The following is a 14,573-nucleotide window of genomic DNA, read 5'->3' as shown; positions in this document are numbered from 1 at the left end:
TTCAGCCTTCCACCTGGTAGCCCAGTCCCCGGACGGTGTTCACGAAGTCCTTGCCGAGCTTCCTGCGCAGGCGGCTGACGTAGACCTCGACCGCATTGCTTTCGATTTCCGCGCCGAATTCGTATAGCGAATCCTCGATCTCGCCCTTGGTGACGATCGCGCCGCGATGGCGGACGAGCCGCTCCAGGACCGCCCACTCCCGCGCGGTGAGCCCCGCGTCCTTGCCGTTCACCATTGCCCGCTTGCGGGCCAGGTCGATGGAGACCGGGCCGATGTCCCGTACCGGGTTGGGGTCGCCCGTGTAGCGGCGCGCCACGGCGGATATGCGCGCGTTCATTTCACTCAGATCGAACGGCTTGACCAGGTAGTCGTCCGCGCCCGCGTTCAGCCCTTCGATCCGCACGGCGATCTGATCCTGCGCCGTGGCGATGATGACGGGAACCGGGTTGCGCGCGGCGCGCAGTTCGCGCAGCAGCGCCAGGCCGCAGCCGTCGGGCAGGCCGAGATCGAGGAGAACCAGCTCATAGGCGACGGTAGCCAGGGCCGACCGCGCCTCGTCGATGGTCCGCAGCCAGTCGACGCTGTGGCCGTTCAGTGCGATGTGGTCCCGCACGGCCGCGCCCAGCACCGGGTCGTCTTCGATCAGCAATGTCCGCATGAATCTCCTCCAGGAAGCCGACGCCCGAGCATGCCACGCCAGCCTGACGGGCGGCTGAACAACCGGCGGCCCTTTTCAGGCTGGCGTCAGGTCGAGGTTGTCCAATGGCACGGGTGCTGTCATGGTAGCAACGCTTGATGCCAATATTCGGGATGCCGGCGCGGAAAAGGCCAAAAGGCTGGCCCGCGCGGCGTCATCTTCAAGAGAAAATGGATCGCCCGTGTCGGCCGGACGGGATCCCGCCATGCTCTGCGCGAGAGAGCGGGTGCTGAAACAAATACCGGAATCGGGGGAGTTGGATGCGTCGCACACATACGGAAAGACACCTGATCGCGCGCGTTGGTTGGCTGCGAGCCGCCGTGCTTGGCGCCAATGACGGGATCATCTCGACGGCGAGCCTGATCCTGGGCGTGGCCTCGGCAGCGGGTTCGCAAGGCAATGTCCTGCTGACGGGCGTGGCCGGTCTGGTCGCCGGCGCCATGTCGATGGCGGCGGGGGAATATGTCTCGGTCAGTTCGCAGTCCGATACGGAGGAAGCCGATCTCGCGCGGGAAAAATACGAACTCGCGAAGGATGTGGAGTTCGAGGAAAAGGAACTGGCGCATATCTATGTCTCCCGCGGCGTCGAGGCCGGACTTGCGCGCCAGGTGGCCCAGCAGTTGATGGCCAAGGATGCCCTGGGTGCCCATGCCAAGGATGAACTCGGCATTTCGGAGATCACCACGGCGCGCCCCGTGCAAGCCGCGCTGGCATCGGCGGCGAGCTTCTCGGTCGGGGCGGCCGCTCCGCTCGCGCTCGTCGTGGCTTCGCCATCGAACTGGTTGTTGCCGGTGGTATCCGCTGGGTCCCTGGCGTTCCTGGGGCTGCTTGGCGTGGCCAGCGCCAAGGCCGGCGGCTCCGGCATCCTGAAGCCGACGATCCGCGTGATGTTCTGGGGCGCGCTCGCAATGGCCGTGACTGCCGGGATCGGCGCCGCTTTCGGCGCGGCGGTCTGAAACGCTCCGGCGTGTGCGGCATGGATCGTTTCGGGGCCGCAGTACCATGCCGGCGACGCGGCGCATGCGCTCGATCCGGTCCCGCGGAATCCGCGTGCGCAAAAAAGAAAAGCCCCGCAGAAACAAATTCCGCGGGGCTTTCATCTTCCATCCTTCCATTGCGCCTGCCGGACCCGGGCCCAGCCAAGAGGGCCCGGAAATACCGACCCGCTCAAGCGCGCCGGATCCCGCTTACTTCGGCAGCAGGCCGGACAGCGGTTTCTGCGACAGGAACATCGAGCTCATCTCGTCCGCCGTCAAGGCGCGATTCCACATCGCCAGATCGGAGAAGGCCATCTGCATGGGCTTGTCGGACGTGGCGCGGCTGGGATCGTAGGATCCGGCGGTCTGCCCGTTCTTGACCATGTAGAACTTGCCGGTTCCATCCTCTCCCAGGCCGAAGCCGACTTCGCTTGCCTGGTTCACGCCGGCCAGGCCCGCGACGTTCATGCCGGCGGCGAACGCATGGGTCTGCGACTGGGTGCCCAGGATGGGATCGAACACGTAGCCCGACATGGTCTTCCCGCCGACGTCGACCACCAGCGCGAAGTACACCCACTGGTTCTCGCTGAACGGGATGTACGGGCTGTTGGTGTCGGTGCGGTGCGAGCCGTCCGCGACGTTGAACTCCGCGCCGCATCCGAACATGCTGATGATGATGCCCGCGGTGCCGCCGCTGGTGGCGTAGCCGGTCTTGTTGCTGAGGATGGGCTCGCCGACGGTGTTGGTGCTGCACGCGGGGGCCTTGTACCAGAAGCCGATGGTGAAGGCGCCGCTGCTGGCGATCGCGCTGTTCACCACGTCCTGCGCGGCGGACTGCGGCGTGAGCCGGTAGCCGTCGTAGCCGGCGGCGTTCGCGATGGCGGTGTCGATGAACAGGCCATGTCCGCCGAGCGGGTCGGCGGTGGTGGCGCCGCCGTTGGCATCGGCCGCCCACGGTCCCATCGTGCTGTGGCCGAGCGCATCGACGGGCGCGGTGAGCTGCGGGTCTTCGCCGAAGGGGTAGTAGACCGTCAGCCCGTTGGCGAGGGTGGTGGCCAGCGGCACCGGGGGCTGCGCCTTGATGTACGAGATCTGCGGCGTGAGCACGGCGCGGGCCGCCGTGCCCGCGACCACGGTGTAGCTGAACTGGTACTTGCCGGTCTTCAGTTCGTTCCGGTCGGCGAGCGGGTCGGTGTAGGTCGTCGTGCCCGCGGGCAGCGTGGCGATCGCCGTGCCGTCGCGCATCACGGTGATGGCCGCGCCGGCGGGCGCGGTCCAGTTGAGCACGGCGCGCGCGCGCGTGGTGGTGTCCTCGGCAATCTGGACGGTCAGCGCGGGAGGCTGCGCGCCGATCAGCTGGCCGCCGTCCATCGCGTAGTCCTGGCCGGCCGGCGTCTTGTCCAGATAGGCCAGCATGGTCGGGGCCACGTCCGCGATGCTGGCATATTGGTACAGCCCCGCGACGGTCGCCGGCAGCGCCGGGGTGGCGCCCCGCTGGCCATTGTTCTCGTCCTGGTTGACGGCGATGAACGCGGCCGACTGCGGCACCTGGGGCAGCCCGTCGGCGCGGCCGTTGGCGTTCAGGCCGTGGCTCGAGGCCACCACGATCAGCCATTTGCTGTCGGGATTCCTGGCGGTTTCCGACAGCAGCGTGCCGACCGCCGCGTCCAGCTGCGCGAGCTTCTGCGCGTACTGGGACGAGGCCAGGCCATTGCCCAGCGCCACGTCCTCGGCGGAATGGTACTGGGCGACGATGGTCGCGTAGCCGCCGTTGCCGATCATCTGGACGGCGTTGCGCGTGACGCAGTCGTCGGGGGTGGCGTCCTGGGAGCAGTCGGTCAGCGTGTCCAGCGCGCCCGCGGTGTGGTCGGACGCCAGCAGGGTCGCCAGCGGCGCCGAGGCGACAGTCGCCCCGGTCAGGTCCGTGCTGGCTGCCTTGACCCTGCCGAACAGGGTCTGCACGGCGGGTTTCTGGCCGGGCGCGATCGCGAAGATGCGATGCCGGCTGGCCCACGTTCCCGTCAGCAGCGTCGCCCATCCGGGCGCGTCCAGGTTGGGCTGCTGGCTGACGCCGTTGAGCACGCCGCCGCTGTAGGCGAGCTGCGGCTGGAGCTTGGCGAGATTCGGCAGCTGGCCCGACGCGATGCCCTGGCGCACGGCGTCGTACGTGACGCCGTCGAGATCGACGAACAGCGTGCGCTTGGCCAGGGTGGCGGACGGCGTGGGCGTGCCGGTGCCGGGGGGCGGCACGACGGGTGCGCCGGCGCTGGCGTTAGCGTCGTCGCTGCTGCCGCAGCCGCTCAGGGCACTGCCCATGAGCCCGGCCAGGGCCAGCGTGCCGGCAAGTCTGGCCAGCGGCCAGCGCCGGTGTTGCGCGCGCTGGCGCGCGATGGCGGCGGCACTGTCGCGCGCCGCGGCCGGCGGCCGCGGACTGCCGCCCGCCCGCAGAGGATCGTATTGGATGTTCATGTTGTGGAATGGCTGGATTGGGGATGGATGTCGAGACCCTGGGGTCTGCCGTGTCCCGCCAGGCCGGCGCGCCGGCCTGGCATCGTTGCTATGCGCCCGCGCCCATCGCCGGGTCCGAGACGGTGTCCTTGCCGGTTTCGATCCGGCCGGCGAAACGGCGCTTGAACGACGGCGATGTGCTGGCGCCGACGCTGAAGTCGTACCAGTTGCCGCTGTCGGCGACCGGCCAGCTCAGTTCGCCCACCGAGTTCGGCGCCACCGTGGCCGTCCACGGGCCGTCGGTGTGATAGGCGTTCGCGGTGACGGTGAAGGTGCAGGGCTGGCTGCCCTTGTTGTACAGCTTGACGCTCACCGAGGCGGCGTCGCACGGCTGGTAGCAGACCTGGATTTCCGGGCTTGCCGTGCCGGTGGTTTCATTCAGGTCGCCGGCGAATTCGCGGTGGTAGCCGTTGGGGCCAAGTACCCAGAGGCGATACTTGCCGTTGTCGGCGGCGGTCGGCAGCCAGCTGCCGGTCAGCGACTTGTTGGCCTCGACCAGGTAGCGGCGCGGGATGAGGTCCAGGTGCAGCTGGTCGTAGACGTGGAAGAGCGCGCCCACGCCGTTGGTGCTGGCGTTGACGAATTCCAGCGTGACCGCGCCCGGCTGCGCGTTCGGATGCATGGTGGTATGCAGTTCGTAGGGCAGCGCGCGCGACGGCCGCGTGCCGGCGGCCTGGGCGGGCAGGGCGGAGGCGGGCGTGGCGCCGGGCACGGGAATGGCGGTCTTGGCGCTCTGCGCGATCGCCAGCGCGTCGGCGCTGACCTTGGTCATGCGGCCGGACAGGGTCGGCACCACGGCGGCGTTCGGGTTCACGAAGTCGAAGCACGAGGTCAGGTCGCCGCAGACGGTGCGGCGGTAATTGCTGATCTGGGGCTCGACCACGCCGAAACGCTTTTCGAGGAACATCAGCGTCGACGTGTGATCGTAGACCTGCGAGTTGACGAAGCCGCCGCGGCTCCACGGAGAAATCACGAACATCGGCACGCGCGGGCCCGGGCCGTAGGGGCGGCCGTCTATCGCGGGCTGGTTGCTCGTGGCCGGTGTGTAGGTGTGATACTCCGGCGCCATGTCGCTGTCCGAAAGCGTGCTGCCGCCCGCCAGCGTGCCGTCCGTATTGCGCGACGGCGCGCTCGGCGGCGGCAGGTGGTCGAAGAAGCCGTCGTTCTCGTCATAGTTGACCAGCAGCACGGTCTGGCTCCAGATCTCGGGGTTCGCGGTCAGGGCGTCCAGCACCTGCTGCACGTACCAGCCGCCCTGCGCCGGGCTGGAGGGGCCGGGATGCTCGCTGTATTGCGAGGGCGGAATGATCCAGGAGACCGACGGCAGCGTGCCGTTCTGCACATCGTTGCGGAACGTCTCGAGCAGGCCTTCCGGCATGGTGTTGCCAAAGCCCTTGGCCAGCGGGCTCAGCGCGTCGTCGATCTCCGGGTTGTAGACCGGGCCGGCCGCCGTCGGCGACTGCGCCAGGCTTTCCGTCGCCACGTACAGCGGCCGGCGCGTCGAGGGCATCTGCTCGATGGCCTTGCGCCAGTGGCGAAAGCCCATCATTTCATTGCAGCCGAAGTTGTCGATCAGGCTTTGGTAGACCTTCCAGCTGACGCCCGCGCGCTCCAGGCGGTCGGCGTACGTGGTCCACGTCCAGCCGGTCGTGGAGGCGCCGATGTCGTTGCCGCCGTTGAATTCGTTGTTCAGCCCCGCGACCGCGACCGGCGCGTTGGTGTTCGGGTCCAGTCCGTTCGGGCCGTTGGTGCCGGTCCAGTAGAACAGGCGGTTGGCGATGGTGCCGGTGTGCATGCCGCAGTGATAGGCGTCGCACACCGTGAAGGCGTCGGCGAGCGCGCGCTGGAACGGCACTTCCGCGGTGTCGTAGTAGCCCATCGAGAGCGGCGTCTTCGCGTTCGGCCAGGCCGCCATGCGGCCGTGGTCCCAGGCGGCCTGCGCGTCGTTCCACGTGTGCGGCGTGCCGCCGGCGCGCTGCGCGTTGCCTGCGGTCCCGTCGAGGTGATACGGGATGAGGGTGGCGGCGCCGTAGTTCTGGTAGAAGATGTTGGCGGTGTTCGCGGACGGAACCGGGAAGCGGTCCCCGTAGCCGCGCACGCCCTTGTGCGTGCCGAAATAGCTGTCGAACGAGCGGTTCTCCAGCATCACCATCACCACGTACTTGACGTCCTGGATGGAGCCGGTGGCGTTGTTGGCTTCGATGGCCAGCGCGCGCCGGATGCTCGGGGGGAAGGTGGAGAGCGTCGCGACCGCGGCGGCGGTGCCAAGGGACGAGCGCAGGAACTTGCGTTTGGAAGGATTGAAGGTCATACCGGATCAGGGATTGTGGGTGGCTCGGACAGGCTCGGGCGCGCCCCGGTCAGGGCGCCGGCGCGCAGTGCACCGTGGTGCAGGCCGCCGGCGTGGAGGCGCCGCCGCCGGTATTGCCGGGGTTGGCCGGGGTGGTCGGCGTCGTCGCGTTGTCATCGCCACCGCAGCCGCCCAGCAACAGCACGATGCATAGCGCACCAATGCCCAGCATGGATCGGCCTGTTGCTTGATGTGTAGGGATCGGTCTAGTCATGAGATTGGTCAGTTGCAGTCCGAGCACGAGTCGTTGTGATGGGCTTCGTGGTCAATCGAGCGGTGCGCAATGCGCGGGTATCGCGATGACCGCGGGCGTACCTGGAGCAGGCTCGGCTGCGAGGGAAAAGGTGTTCCGGTACGCTTCATGGGGTGTTTTCGACGCCACGAGGGCGTTCAGCAAAGGTGCGTCTCCACGCCCGCGCGCTCGCAGAGCGCCTGCAGTTCGGCGGAGGCGTCGGCATCGGTGAAGAAGTGGTCGACCTGCTCGAGCCGCGCCACCCGGCAGGGCGCCTCGCGCAGGAACTTGCTGCTGTCGGCAAGCAGCAGCCTGCGGTGGCTGTGCGTGAGGAGGACCTGCGACAGTTCGGCTTCGTCCGGCTGGAATTCGTAGAGCGTGCCGTCGGCGCTCACGGCGCCCACGCCGCAGATCGCGAAGTGCGCGCGGAACTTGCGCAGGAAGTCGAGCGTGGTGCTCCCCATCACGTCGCGGTCGGCGGGCCGCAGCTTGCCGCCGGCCACCCAGGTCTCTATCTCGGGTTTGTCGGCCAGGGCCCGCACGGCATCGATGTTGTTCGTCACCACGCGCAGCGGCCGGTCCGGCGGCAGGGCGCGCGCGAATTCCGCCACCGTGGTGCCATAGCCAAGAAAGATCGTCGCGTCGTCCTGCATGAGGCCGACGGCCGCCTGCGCGATGCGGCGCTTGCGCTCGATCTGGACATTGCTTCTCTGCAGGAAACTCTGGTTGTGCTGGTTCGTCGGCAGGCTCAGCCCGCCGTGCACGCGCCTGACCAGGCCTTGCTCATCGAGATCGTTGATGTCGCGCCGGATCGTCTGGCTGCTCACGTTGAAGCGGCTGGCCAGTTGCTCGGTGCTCAGTTGGTCGACTTCGTGCAGCCAGTCGAGGATGTCCCGTTGTCGGCGGCTCAGGCTCATTGTTCATTCGCTCAAGATTTATGTTCGAATGAAAATTTACCCGCCGAATGTGACGGCAAAATGATATCGGCGGCGAAAGCGTGGATAGTTTTGGCCGCTTCCGGCGCGTTTCCGGTGCGCTGTCGGCGGGCTTCCGGCGGGCGGACAGGGTCGCGGGGAGGTCGTGCGGAAGAGGAAGGCGCCGGGTTCGCCGTCATCGGCGATGACGGCGTTCAGGCGCTCACAGGGCCTGCATCCCGCTGTCTGGCCGTATCTTCAGGCGGACAGGCTTGCGTATCGAAGCGGTGCGTCGGCGCCCGGATGGCGACGGCTCCGGGCGGGCCGCGCGGATCGGCCGGCCTGGCCGGGTGCGCGCGTGCGGGTCGCGGGGAAATGCCGCGTGCCCGCGTCTGTGGCGGTCACGTGGCAGTCATGCGGCGGTTATGCGGCGGTTATGCGGCGGGGGGCGGCGTCCTCAGTTCGTCGCCTTGATGTTCAGCCGGTGGATGATCTCCCCGAAGCGCTTCACCTCGGACCGATAGAACGTGTTGAGCGCCGCCGGCGTGGTGTAGGCCGCGTCGGCGCCTTGCGATGCCATCGCCTTCTTGACGTCGCTGCGCGCCAGCGCCAGCTTGAGTGCGCCGTTGAGTTTTTCGATGGTGGCCGCGGGCGTGCCCGCGCGCGTGAACAGCGCATACCACTGCGCGAAGTACAGGCCCTTGAAGCCGGCCTCTTCCAGCGTGGGGACGTCGGGCAGCGAGCTGCTGCGCTTCGGGCTGGCCACCGCGAGGATGCGGATCTTGCCCGACTGCAGCATCGACGCCGCCGAGGCTACGCCGACGAAGGCCATCGAGACCTGGCCGCCCATCGCGTCGGCCGCGGCGGGGGCGTCGCCCTTGTAGGGCACGTGGACCATGTCGAGCCCCGCCGCCGCGTTGAATGCCTCGCCGGCGAGGTGGCCGGTGCCGCCGATGCCGCTGCTGCCGTACGACAGTTTGGACGGATTGGCCTTGCCGTAGGCGATCAGTTCGGCCACGGTCCTGACGTTGAGCTTGGCGTTGACCGCAAGCACGATGGGCACCGAGCCCACCATGCCGATGGGGGCGAAGTCCTTCACCGGGTCATAGGTCACGTCGGGATACAACGTGGGGTTGGTGCCGTGCGTCGCGCTATTGCCCATGAGGACCGTATAGCCGTCGGGCTGGGCCTTGGCAACGAAGCTGGCGCCGACCACGCCGTTGGCGCCGGCGCGGTTGTCGACGACGATGGTGGTCTTCAGTTCGTCGCCCATGTGCTGGGCCATCAGGCGCGTCAGAAAGTCGTTGGCGCCGCCGGCCGCGTAGGGCGAGACGAACTGGATCGGGCGGTCGGGGAACTCGGCCTGCGCCGACGTCGCGATACCCAGGCCGACGATCAATGCCGCGGCGGCGCGCAGCCCCAGACGATGAAAGCAGAACATGTCTTCCTCCTGTGCCTTCGTTGGCACGATTAGTTAGGTGTATTCCCGTGCGATGCCTCGTCACCACTGCCGTGTCGAGGCATCGCAGGTACGGCAAACAGTCTAAGTACCTGCGACTGTCTTTTGCACATGACGCGGGCAGTTTCAGGTCCACTACTTGAACTATCGCGTTGCCCGCGGAGCGGCGTCGCTTCGTCGCGTCAACAGAAGTCAATAGAGCTTGGTGAGATTCGCCAGTTCGTCCTCGATCGAACGGATGGCGTCGCCGAGGCAGTTCACCACGGTTTCGGTCCGCTCCTTGCCCAGCCGGGTGGCCAGCGTCGACACGCTGATCGCCGCCGCGGGCGTGCCGTCGGGATAGCGGATGACCATGCCGACGGACATCACCGCGGGCGAGTCGAACACCTTGTTCGTGGCATAGCCGCGCCGGCGCGTCTCCGCGATGCTCGCCTGCAATGCCGCCAGCGAGTAGCGCGGATTCTTGCGCTGGGTGCGCGCCACGTTCACCTTGCAGATGCGGTCGACTTCTTCGTCGGGCAGCGCGCTGAGCAGCGCCAGCCCGGTCGCGCCGATATTCAGGGGCCGGTGCCGTCCCACGTCGAGGATGAACAGCTTGATCGGGAAGTTGCCGTCGGCGCGCGCCACGCAGACGTTGTCGAAGCCGGAGCGCACGGTCATGAAGACGGTATCCCCGGTCTGGTCCGCGATGGATTGCAGGTAGGGCTTGCAGATGTCCCGCAGCGAGAGCTTGGGCGCGGCCGCGAGGCCCATCTCGTAGAGCAGCGGGCCGAGGTAGTAGCGCTTGGTGGTCTCGTCCTGCCGGATCAGCTGCTCGGCGATCATGCCCTGCAGGATCCGGTGCGCGGTGGGCCGCTCGATGCCGACGCGCCGGTACAGGTCCACCAGGCGGATGCCGCCGCGGTTGTTGGCCGTGATCAGCCGCAGCAGCGCCACCGCGCGATGCAGGGTCTGCGTGCCGGCGGCGGCGCTGGCCAGGACATTGGGCTTGGACGGGCTCATGGCATTTTCATTCCGAGCGGTTCTCATTATGTGGACCGTATCGTCCATCGTCTTGGCCAGGCTGTATATGGCCTGGACTCATGAAGTCCATATTTTGGACTTCATATGGCGGCCCGCTCGCGCTTGCTGTCATTCTTCGCTCCGGCAGCGGCGCATCGCGGATGACCGCCCGGAGGCGAGGCGGTCGACGAGACGCCTGGCCGGACAAGACAAGACTGGAGACACGCTGCGCTGCAGCAAGGCGCGGCACACGGCAATGGAAGACACACACCTGCTTGCGGTGCGTCAGGACGGCGTACTGACCCTGACGCTCAACCGCCCCGAACGGCGCAATGCGCTGAGCCCACAGTTGTACGAAAACCTGCGCGAGCAGTTGTCCCTGGCGGCGGCGGACGATGCGATCGGCGCCGTGGTGCTCACGGGCGCCGGCGGCGCGTTCTGCGCCGGCGGCGACGTGGCGCGCATGGCCGACGCGTCGGCGGCCGAGACCCTGTCGTTCGAGGCCCGCGCGAACCGGCTGCGCCGGCGTGCCGAGATCTGCGAACTGCTGCACGAGATGCCCAAGCTGACGCTGGCCATGATCCGCGGCGCGGCCGTCGGCGCGGGGCTGTCGATCGCGCTGGCCTGCGACATGCGCATCGGCGACGACACCGCGCGACTCAAGACCGGCTTCATCGACGTCGGCGTGCCCGGCGATTTTGGCGGCCACTATTTCCTGCCGCGCATCGTGGGCGCGGCGCGCGCCCGCGAACTCTATCTCTGCTCGCCGCTGCTCGACGCCGGCCAGGCCGCCGCACTGGGCCTGCTCAACCAGAAAGTCGCCGCGGAGCAGCTCGAAGCCGTGGTCATGGCCATCGCCAGGCATTGCGCAAGCCATTCGCGCACGGCGGTCGGCTACATGAAGCGCAACCTCAATGACGCGCTGGGCGCCACGCTCGGCGAAGTGCTGGATGCCGAGGCATGGCGCCACGTGCGCTGCACCGAGACGCCCGAGCACCGCGAGGCGGTGCGCGCGCGCGCGGCCCGACGCCGGGCGGCGACGGGCGCGGAGGGCGTGGAGGGCGGCGGCGCGACACCCGCGTGAGCCGGGCAGGGCAGGGCAGTTTCTTCCATTTTTCCCCATCTTTTTCAGGATGACATCGATGAGCAAGGTTTGTCAGGACCGCGTCGTGATCGTGACGGGCGCCGCCCGTGGAATCGGACGCGAATACGCGTTGCATCTGGCCGCGCATGGCGCCAGGGTGGTCGTCAACGACCTCGGCAGTTCCCGCGAGGGCATCGGCCAGGACATGTCCGCGGCGCAGGCGGTGGTCGACGAGATCGTCCATGCCGGCGGCCAGGCCGTGGCCAACGGCGACAACATCGCCGACTGGGAAGGCGCGCGGCGCCTGATCGCGCATGCGGTCGAGCATTTCGGCCGGCTCGATGCGCTCGTCAACAACGCCGGCATCCTGCGCGACCGCACCATGGTCAACATGGAAGAGGGCGAATGGGATGCCGTGGTGAACGTCCACCTGAAAGGCACCTTCGCGCCGTCGCACCATGCCGCGGTCTACTGGCGCGCCACGCAGAAGGCCACGGGCGAGCCGGTCAACGGCCGCATCATCAACACGACGTCGTCGTCGGGCCTGTTCGGCAACATCGGGCAGACCAACTACGGCGCGGCCAAGGCCGGCGTCGCGGCGCTGACCGTCATCGGCGCGCGCGAGCTCAAGCGCTATGGCGTCACCGTCAATGCCATCTGCCCGCATGCCCAGACCCGCATGACCGAAGGCCTGCGCGAGCGCACGCCCGAGGAGATCGCCGCGCGCCATCCGCGCTGGATCGCGCCCGTGGTGGTGTGGCTGGCCGGCGCCGACAGCGGCGCGGTGACGGGGCGCGTGTTCGAGGTCGGCGGCGGCCATCTGGCCGCGCTGGAAGGCTGGCACCGCGGGCCGTCGGCCGAGCCGGTGGACGATGCCGGCAAGATCGGGCCGGTCCTGAGCGACCTGGCCGCGCGCGCGCGCCGCAATGCCGACATGAAAGGCAACGACCTGGACTGAGCAATGATCGATAAGCGCTGCAAGAACGTAGCCGACGCCATCGCGGGGATCCGCGACGGCGCGGTGCTGCTGGTCGGCGGCTTCGGCACGTCGGGCCGGCCCACCCGGCTGATGGAGGGCGTGCTGGAGCTGGGGGTGCGCGACCTGACCATCGTGGCCAACAACGCGACCATCGGCACCGACATCGTGGGGGACCTGATGCGGGCCGGCCGCATCCGCAAGATCGTGTGCTCGTTCCCGCGCGGGCTGACCGGAAAGACCATCTTCGACGAGCTCTACCACGCCGGCCGCATCGAGCTGGAACTGGTGCCGCAGGGCACGCTGGCCGAGCGCATCCGCGCCGGCGCGGCCGGCATCGGCGGCTTCTTCACGCGCACGGCCGCCGGCACCGAACTGGCCCGGGGCAAGGAGACGCGCGAGATCCGCGGCGAGCTGTACGTGCTGGAGGAGCCGATCACCGGCGACGTGGCGCTGATCAAGGCGCAGCGCGGCGACCGCTGGGGCAACCTGGTCTATCACCGCGGCGCCCGCATCAACAACCCGGTCATGGCGGGGGCCGCCAGGCTTGCCGTGGCGCAGGTGAGCGAGTTCGTCGAACTGGGCGAGCTGGACCCGGAGCACGTGGTGACGCCCGGCATCTTCATCGACCGGCTCGTGGAGGCGAAATGAGCAAAGGACTGAGCAAAGGGCTGAGCCGCGAGGACATGGCGCGCGTGGCCGCCGGCGATATCCCCGACGGCAGTTGCGTGAACCTCGGCATCGGCCTGCCGACGCTGATGGCCGACTACGTGCCCGCCGGCCGCGAACTGCTGTTCCACAGCGAGCAGGGCCTGCTGGGGCTGGGACCGAAGGCCGCGCCCGGCGAGGAAGACGAGGACGTGCTCAATGCCGGCAAGGAATTCATCACGCTGCTGCCGGGCGCGTCGGTGTTCAGCCACAGCGACTCCTTCCTGATGGTGCGCGGCGGACATATCGACATCGCCTGCCTGGGCGCGTTCCAGGTCGCGGCCAACGGCGATCTCGCCAACTGGTCCACCGGCCTGCCCGGACAGATTCCGGGCGTGGGCGGCGCGATGGACCTCGCCTGCGGCGCCGCCCAGGTGTGGGTGCTGATGGAGCACTGCACGAAGGACGGCAAGCCGCGCATCCTGGACGCCTGCACCTATCCCCTGACCGCCGCGCGCTGCGTGGACCGGATCTACACCGACCTGGCCGTGATCGACGTCACGCCGCGCGGCCTGGTGGTGCGGCGCATGGCGCGCGGCCTCGACTTCGCCACCTTGCAGCAATCGACCGCGGCCCCGCTGACCCTGGCGCCGGACTGCGGACCCTACGCGCCGGACGCCGGCCACACTGAACGTTGATCGAGTCACCATGAAAACAGCGATTACGAAACTGCTCGGCATCGAGCACCCGATCGTGCAGGGCGGCATGCAGTGGGTCGGCCGGGCGGAGCTGGTGGCGGCGGTCTCCAACGCCGGCGCGCTGGGCATCCTGACGGCGCTGACGCAGCCCTCGCCCGAGGTGCTGTCGGCCGAGATCGCGCGCACGCGGACCATGACGGACAAGCCCTTCGGCGTGAACCTGACCTTCCTGCCGACGCTCAAGCCGGTGCCCTACGACGCCTATCGCGACGCCATCATCGATGCCGGCGTGACGATCGTCGAGACCGCCGGCAACAATCCCTCGCAGCACCTGCCCGCGTTCAAGCGGGCGGGCATCAAGGTGATCCACAAGTGCACCACCGCGCGGCATGCGCTCAAGGCGCAGCAGATGGGGGTGGATGCCGTCAGCATCGACGGCTTCGAGTGCGCCGGGCACGTCGGCGAGGAAGACATCCCGGGCCTGATCCTGATCCCGGCCGCGGTGGCGCAGCTCGACATCCCGGTCATCGCCTCCGGCGGATTCGGCGATGCGCGCGGGCTGGTGGCGGCGCTGGCGCTGGGCGCCGAGGGCATCAACATGGGCACGCGCTTCATGTGCACCCGCGAGGCGCCGATCCACGACCGCATCAAGCAGGCCATCGTGGCCAACAGCGAGCGCGACACCTGCCTGATCCTGCGCAGCCTGAAGAACAGCAGCCGGGTGGCGCGCACCGCGCTGTCCGAGAGCGTCATCGCGATGGAGCGCGCCGGCGCCACCATCCAGGAGATCGCCCCCAAGGTGGCCGGCGTGCGCGGCCGCGGCGTCTACGAGAACGGCGACGTGGAGGAGGGCATCTGGACCGTGGGCCTGGTGCAGGCGCTGATCGAGGACATCCCCACCTGCGCGGAGCTGGTGGGCCGCATCATCCGGCAGGCCGAGGCGCTGATCGCCGACCGGCTGGCCGGGCTGGCCGGCGTCCCGCTGCGCGCGGCGTAGTGGAGTAACGGCGTAACGGCGTAACGGCGAG

The 14,573-nt window shown here is 68.5% G+C and carries 13 protein-coding genes; 6 read left to right on the top strand and 7 right to left on the bottom strand.

Translation table 11 applies throughout. The annotated features are described in order from the left end of the window. Position 1: 1 nt before the first annotated feature. Positions 2-658: a response regulator transcription factor gene (locus ACWTPI_RS12980; RefSeq protein ID WP_029043439.1), complete on the bottom strand. Its 657-nt coding sequence runs from the start codon at positions 656-658 to the stop codon at positions 2-4. 299 nt (positions 659-957) lie between these two features. Here ACWTPI_RS12980 and ACWTPI_RS12975 point away from each other — a divergent pair, with 299 nt between their 5' ends. After that, positions 958-1,653, top strand: coding sequence for a VIT1/CCC1 transporter family protein (locus ACWTPI_RS12975; protein WP_454731827.1), 696 nt, complete (start codon positions 958-960; stop codon positions 1,651-1,653). Between the two features lie 231 nt (positions 1,654-1,884). On the opposite strand, the gene ACWTPI_RS12970 is transcribed toward ACWTPI_RS12975, so the two are convergent. The 6 genes from ACWTPI_RS12970 to ACWTPI_RS12945 all read right to left on the bottom strand — a co-directional run bounded on the left by ACWTPI_RS12970 (position 1,885) and on the right by ACWTPI_RS12945 (position 10,139). After that, a complete protein-coding gene (locus tag ACWTPI_RS12970) occupies positions 1,885-4,143 on the bottom strand; it encodes a hypothetical protein (protein WP_454731826.1) in 2,259 nt (752 codons plus the stop codon). 88 nt (positions 4,144-4,231) lie between these two features. Further along, on the bottom strand, positions 4,232-6,493 hold the full coding sequence (locus ACWTPI_RS12965) for a phosphocholine-specific phospholipase C (protein WP_454731825.1): 2,262 nt from the start codon (positions 6,491-6,493) through the stop codon (positions 4,232-4,234). 49 nt (positions 6,494-6,542) lie between these two features. Continuing rightward, positions 6,543-6,704, bottom strand: a complete 162-nt coding sequence (locus ACWTPI_RS12960; RefSeq protein WP_020202278.1) for a hypothetical protein — start codon at positions 6,702-6,704, stop codon at positions 6,543-6,545. 218 nt (positions 6,705-6,922) lie between these two features. After that, positions 6,923-7,681: a DeoR/GlpR family DNA-binding transcription regulator gene (locus tag ACWTPI_RS12955; protein WP_020202279.1), complete on the bottom strand. Its 759-nt coding sequence runs from the start codon at positions 7,679-7,681 to the stop codon at positions 6,923-6,925. A 454-nt stretch (positions 7,682-8,135) separates the two neighbouring features. Then, positions 8,136-9,119, bottom strand: coding sequence for a Bug family tripartite tricarboxylate transporter substrate binding protein (locus ACWTPI_RS12950; protein WP_020202280.1), 984 nt, complete (start codon positions 9,117-9,119; stop codon positions 8,136-8,138). Positions 9,120-9,329: 210 nt separating this feature from the next. Further along, positions 9,330-10,139 carry an IclR family transcriptional regulator gene (locus ACWTPI_RS12945; RefSeq protein ID WP_020202281.1) on the bottom strand — a complete coding sequence of 270 codons (810 nt, stop codon included), beginning with the start codon at positions 10,137-10,139 and terminating at the stop codon, positions 9,330-9,332. 256 nt (positions 10,140-10,395) lie between these two features. Between ACWTPI_RS12945 and ACWTPI_RS12940 the strand changes: the two genes are divergently transcribed. Genes ACWTPI_RS12940 through ACWTPI_RS12920 form a run of 5 tightly spaced genes read left to right on the top strand, consistent with a single transcriptional unit; the run spans position 10,396 to position 14,542 of the window. Then, positions 10,396-11,223, top strand: coding sequence for an enoyl-CoA hydratase-related protein (locus tag ACWTPI_RS12940; RefSeq protein ID WP_454731824.1), 828 nt, complete (start codon positions 10,396-10,398; stop codon positions 11,221-11,223). Between the two features lie 58 nt (positions 11,224-11,281). After that, a complete protein-coding gene (locus ACWTPI_RS12935) occupies positions 11,282-12,181 on the top strand; it encodes an SDR family oxidoreductase (RefSeq protein WP_020202283.1) in 900 nt (299 codons plus the stop codon). 3 nt (positions 12,182-12,184) lie between these two features. Next, entirely contained in the window at positions 12,185-12,850 is a 666-nt protein-coding gene (locus tag ACWTPI_RS12930; protein WP_020202284.1) for a 3-oxoacid CoA-transferase subunit A, read from the top strand. Further along, positions 12,847-13,545 carry a 3-oxoacid CoA-transferase subunit B gene (locus ACWTPI_RS12925; RefSeq protein WP_020202285.1) on the top strand — a complete coding sequence of 233 codons (699 nt, stop codon included), beginning with the start codon at positions 12,847-12,849 and terminating at the stop codon, positions 13,543-13,545. The genes ACWTPI_RS12930 and ACWTPI_RS12925 overlap by 4 nt, the downstream gene beginning before the upstream one ends. Before the next feature lie 10 nt (positions 13,546-13,555). After that, positions 13,556-14,542, top strand: coding sequence for an NAD(P)H-dependent flavin oxidoreductase (locus ACWTPI_RS12920; protein WP_454731823.1), 987 nt, complete (start codon positions 13,556-13,558; stop codon positions 14,540-14,542). Positions 14,543-14,573 lie beyond the last annotated feature (31 nt).

It is taken from the genome of Cupriavidus ulmosensis (assembly GCF_977008105.1).
Note: the sequence above shows the minus strand (reverse complement) of the source record. Positions and strands in the feature narration are given on the sequence as shown.

Excerpts from the sequence above, each read along its gene's own strand:
- ACWTPI_RS12980 (WP_029043439.1), bottom strand. The coding sequence starts at position 658 with ATGCGGACATTGCTGATCGAAGACGACCCGGTGCTGGGCGCGGCCGTG.
- ACWTPI_RS12975 (WP_454731827.1), top strand. The coding sequence starts at position 958 with ATGCGTCGCACACATACGGAAAGACACCTGATCGCGCGCGTTGGTTGG.
- ACWTPI_RS12970 (WP_454731826.1), bottom strand. The coding sequence starts at position 4,143 with ATGAACATCCAATACGATCCTCTGCGGGCGGGCGGCAGTCCGCGGCCG.
- ACWTPI_RS12965 (WP_454731825.1), bottom strand. The coding sequence starts at position 6,493 with ATGACCTTCAATCCTTCCAAACGCAAGTTCCTGCGCTCGTCCCTTGGC.
- ACWTPI_RS12960 (WP_020202278.1), bottom strand. The coding sequence starts at position 6,704 with ATGCTGGGCATTGGTGCGCTATGCATCGTGCTGTTGCTGGGCGGCTGC.
- ACWTPI_RS12955 (WP_020202279.1), bottom strand. The coding sequence starts at position 7,681 with ATGAGCCTGAGCCGCCGACAACGGGACATCCTCGACTGGCTGCACGAA.
- ACWTPI_RS12950 (WP_020202280.1), bottom strand. The coding sequence starts at position 9,119 with ATGTTCTGCTTTCATCGTCTGGGGCTGCGCGCCGCCGCGGCATTGATC.
- ACWTPI_RS12945 (WP_020202281.1), bottom strand. The coding sequence starts at position 10,139 with ATGAGCCCGTCCAAGCCCAATGTCCTGGCCAGCGCCGCCGCCGGCACG.
- ACWTPI_RS12940 (WP_454731824.1), top strand. The coding sequence starts at position 10,396 with ATGGAAGACACACACCTGCTTGCGGTGCGTCAGGACGGCGTACTGACC.
- ACWTPI_RS12935 (WP_020202283.1), top strand. The coding sequence starts at position 11,282 with ATGAGCAAGGTTTGTCAGGACCGCGTCGTGATCGTGACGGGCGCCGCC.
- ACWTPI_RS12930 (WP_020202284.1), top strand. The coding sequence starts at position 12,185 with ATGATCGATAAGCGCTGCAAGAACGTAGCCGACGCCATCGCGGGGATC.
- ACWTPI_RS12925 (WP_020202285.1), top strand. The coding sequence starts at position 12,847 with ATGAGCAAAGGACTGAGCAAAGGGCTGAGCCGCGAGGACATGGCGCGC.
- ACWTPI_RS12920 (WP_454731823.1), top strand. The coding sequence starts at position 13,556 with ATGAAAACAGCGATTACGAAACTGCTCGGCATCGAGCACCCGATCGTG.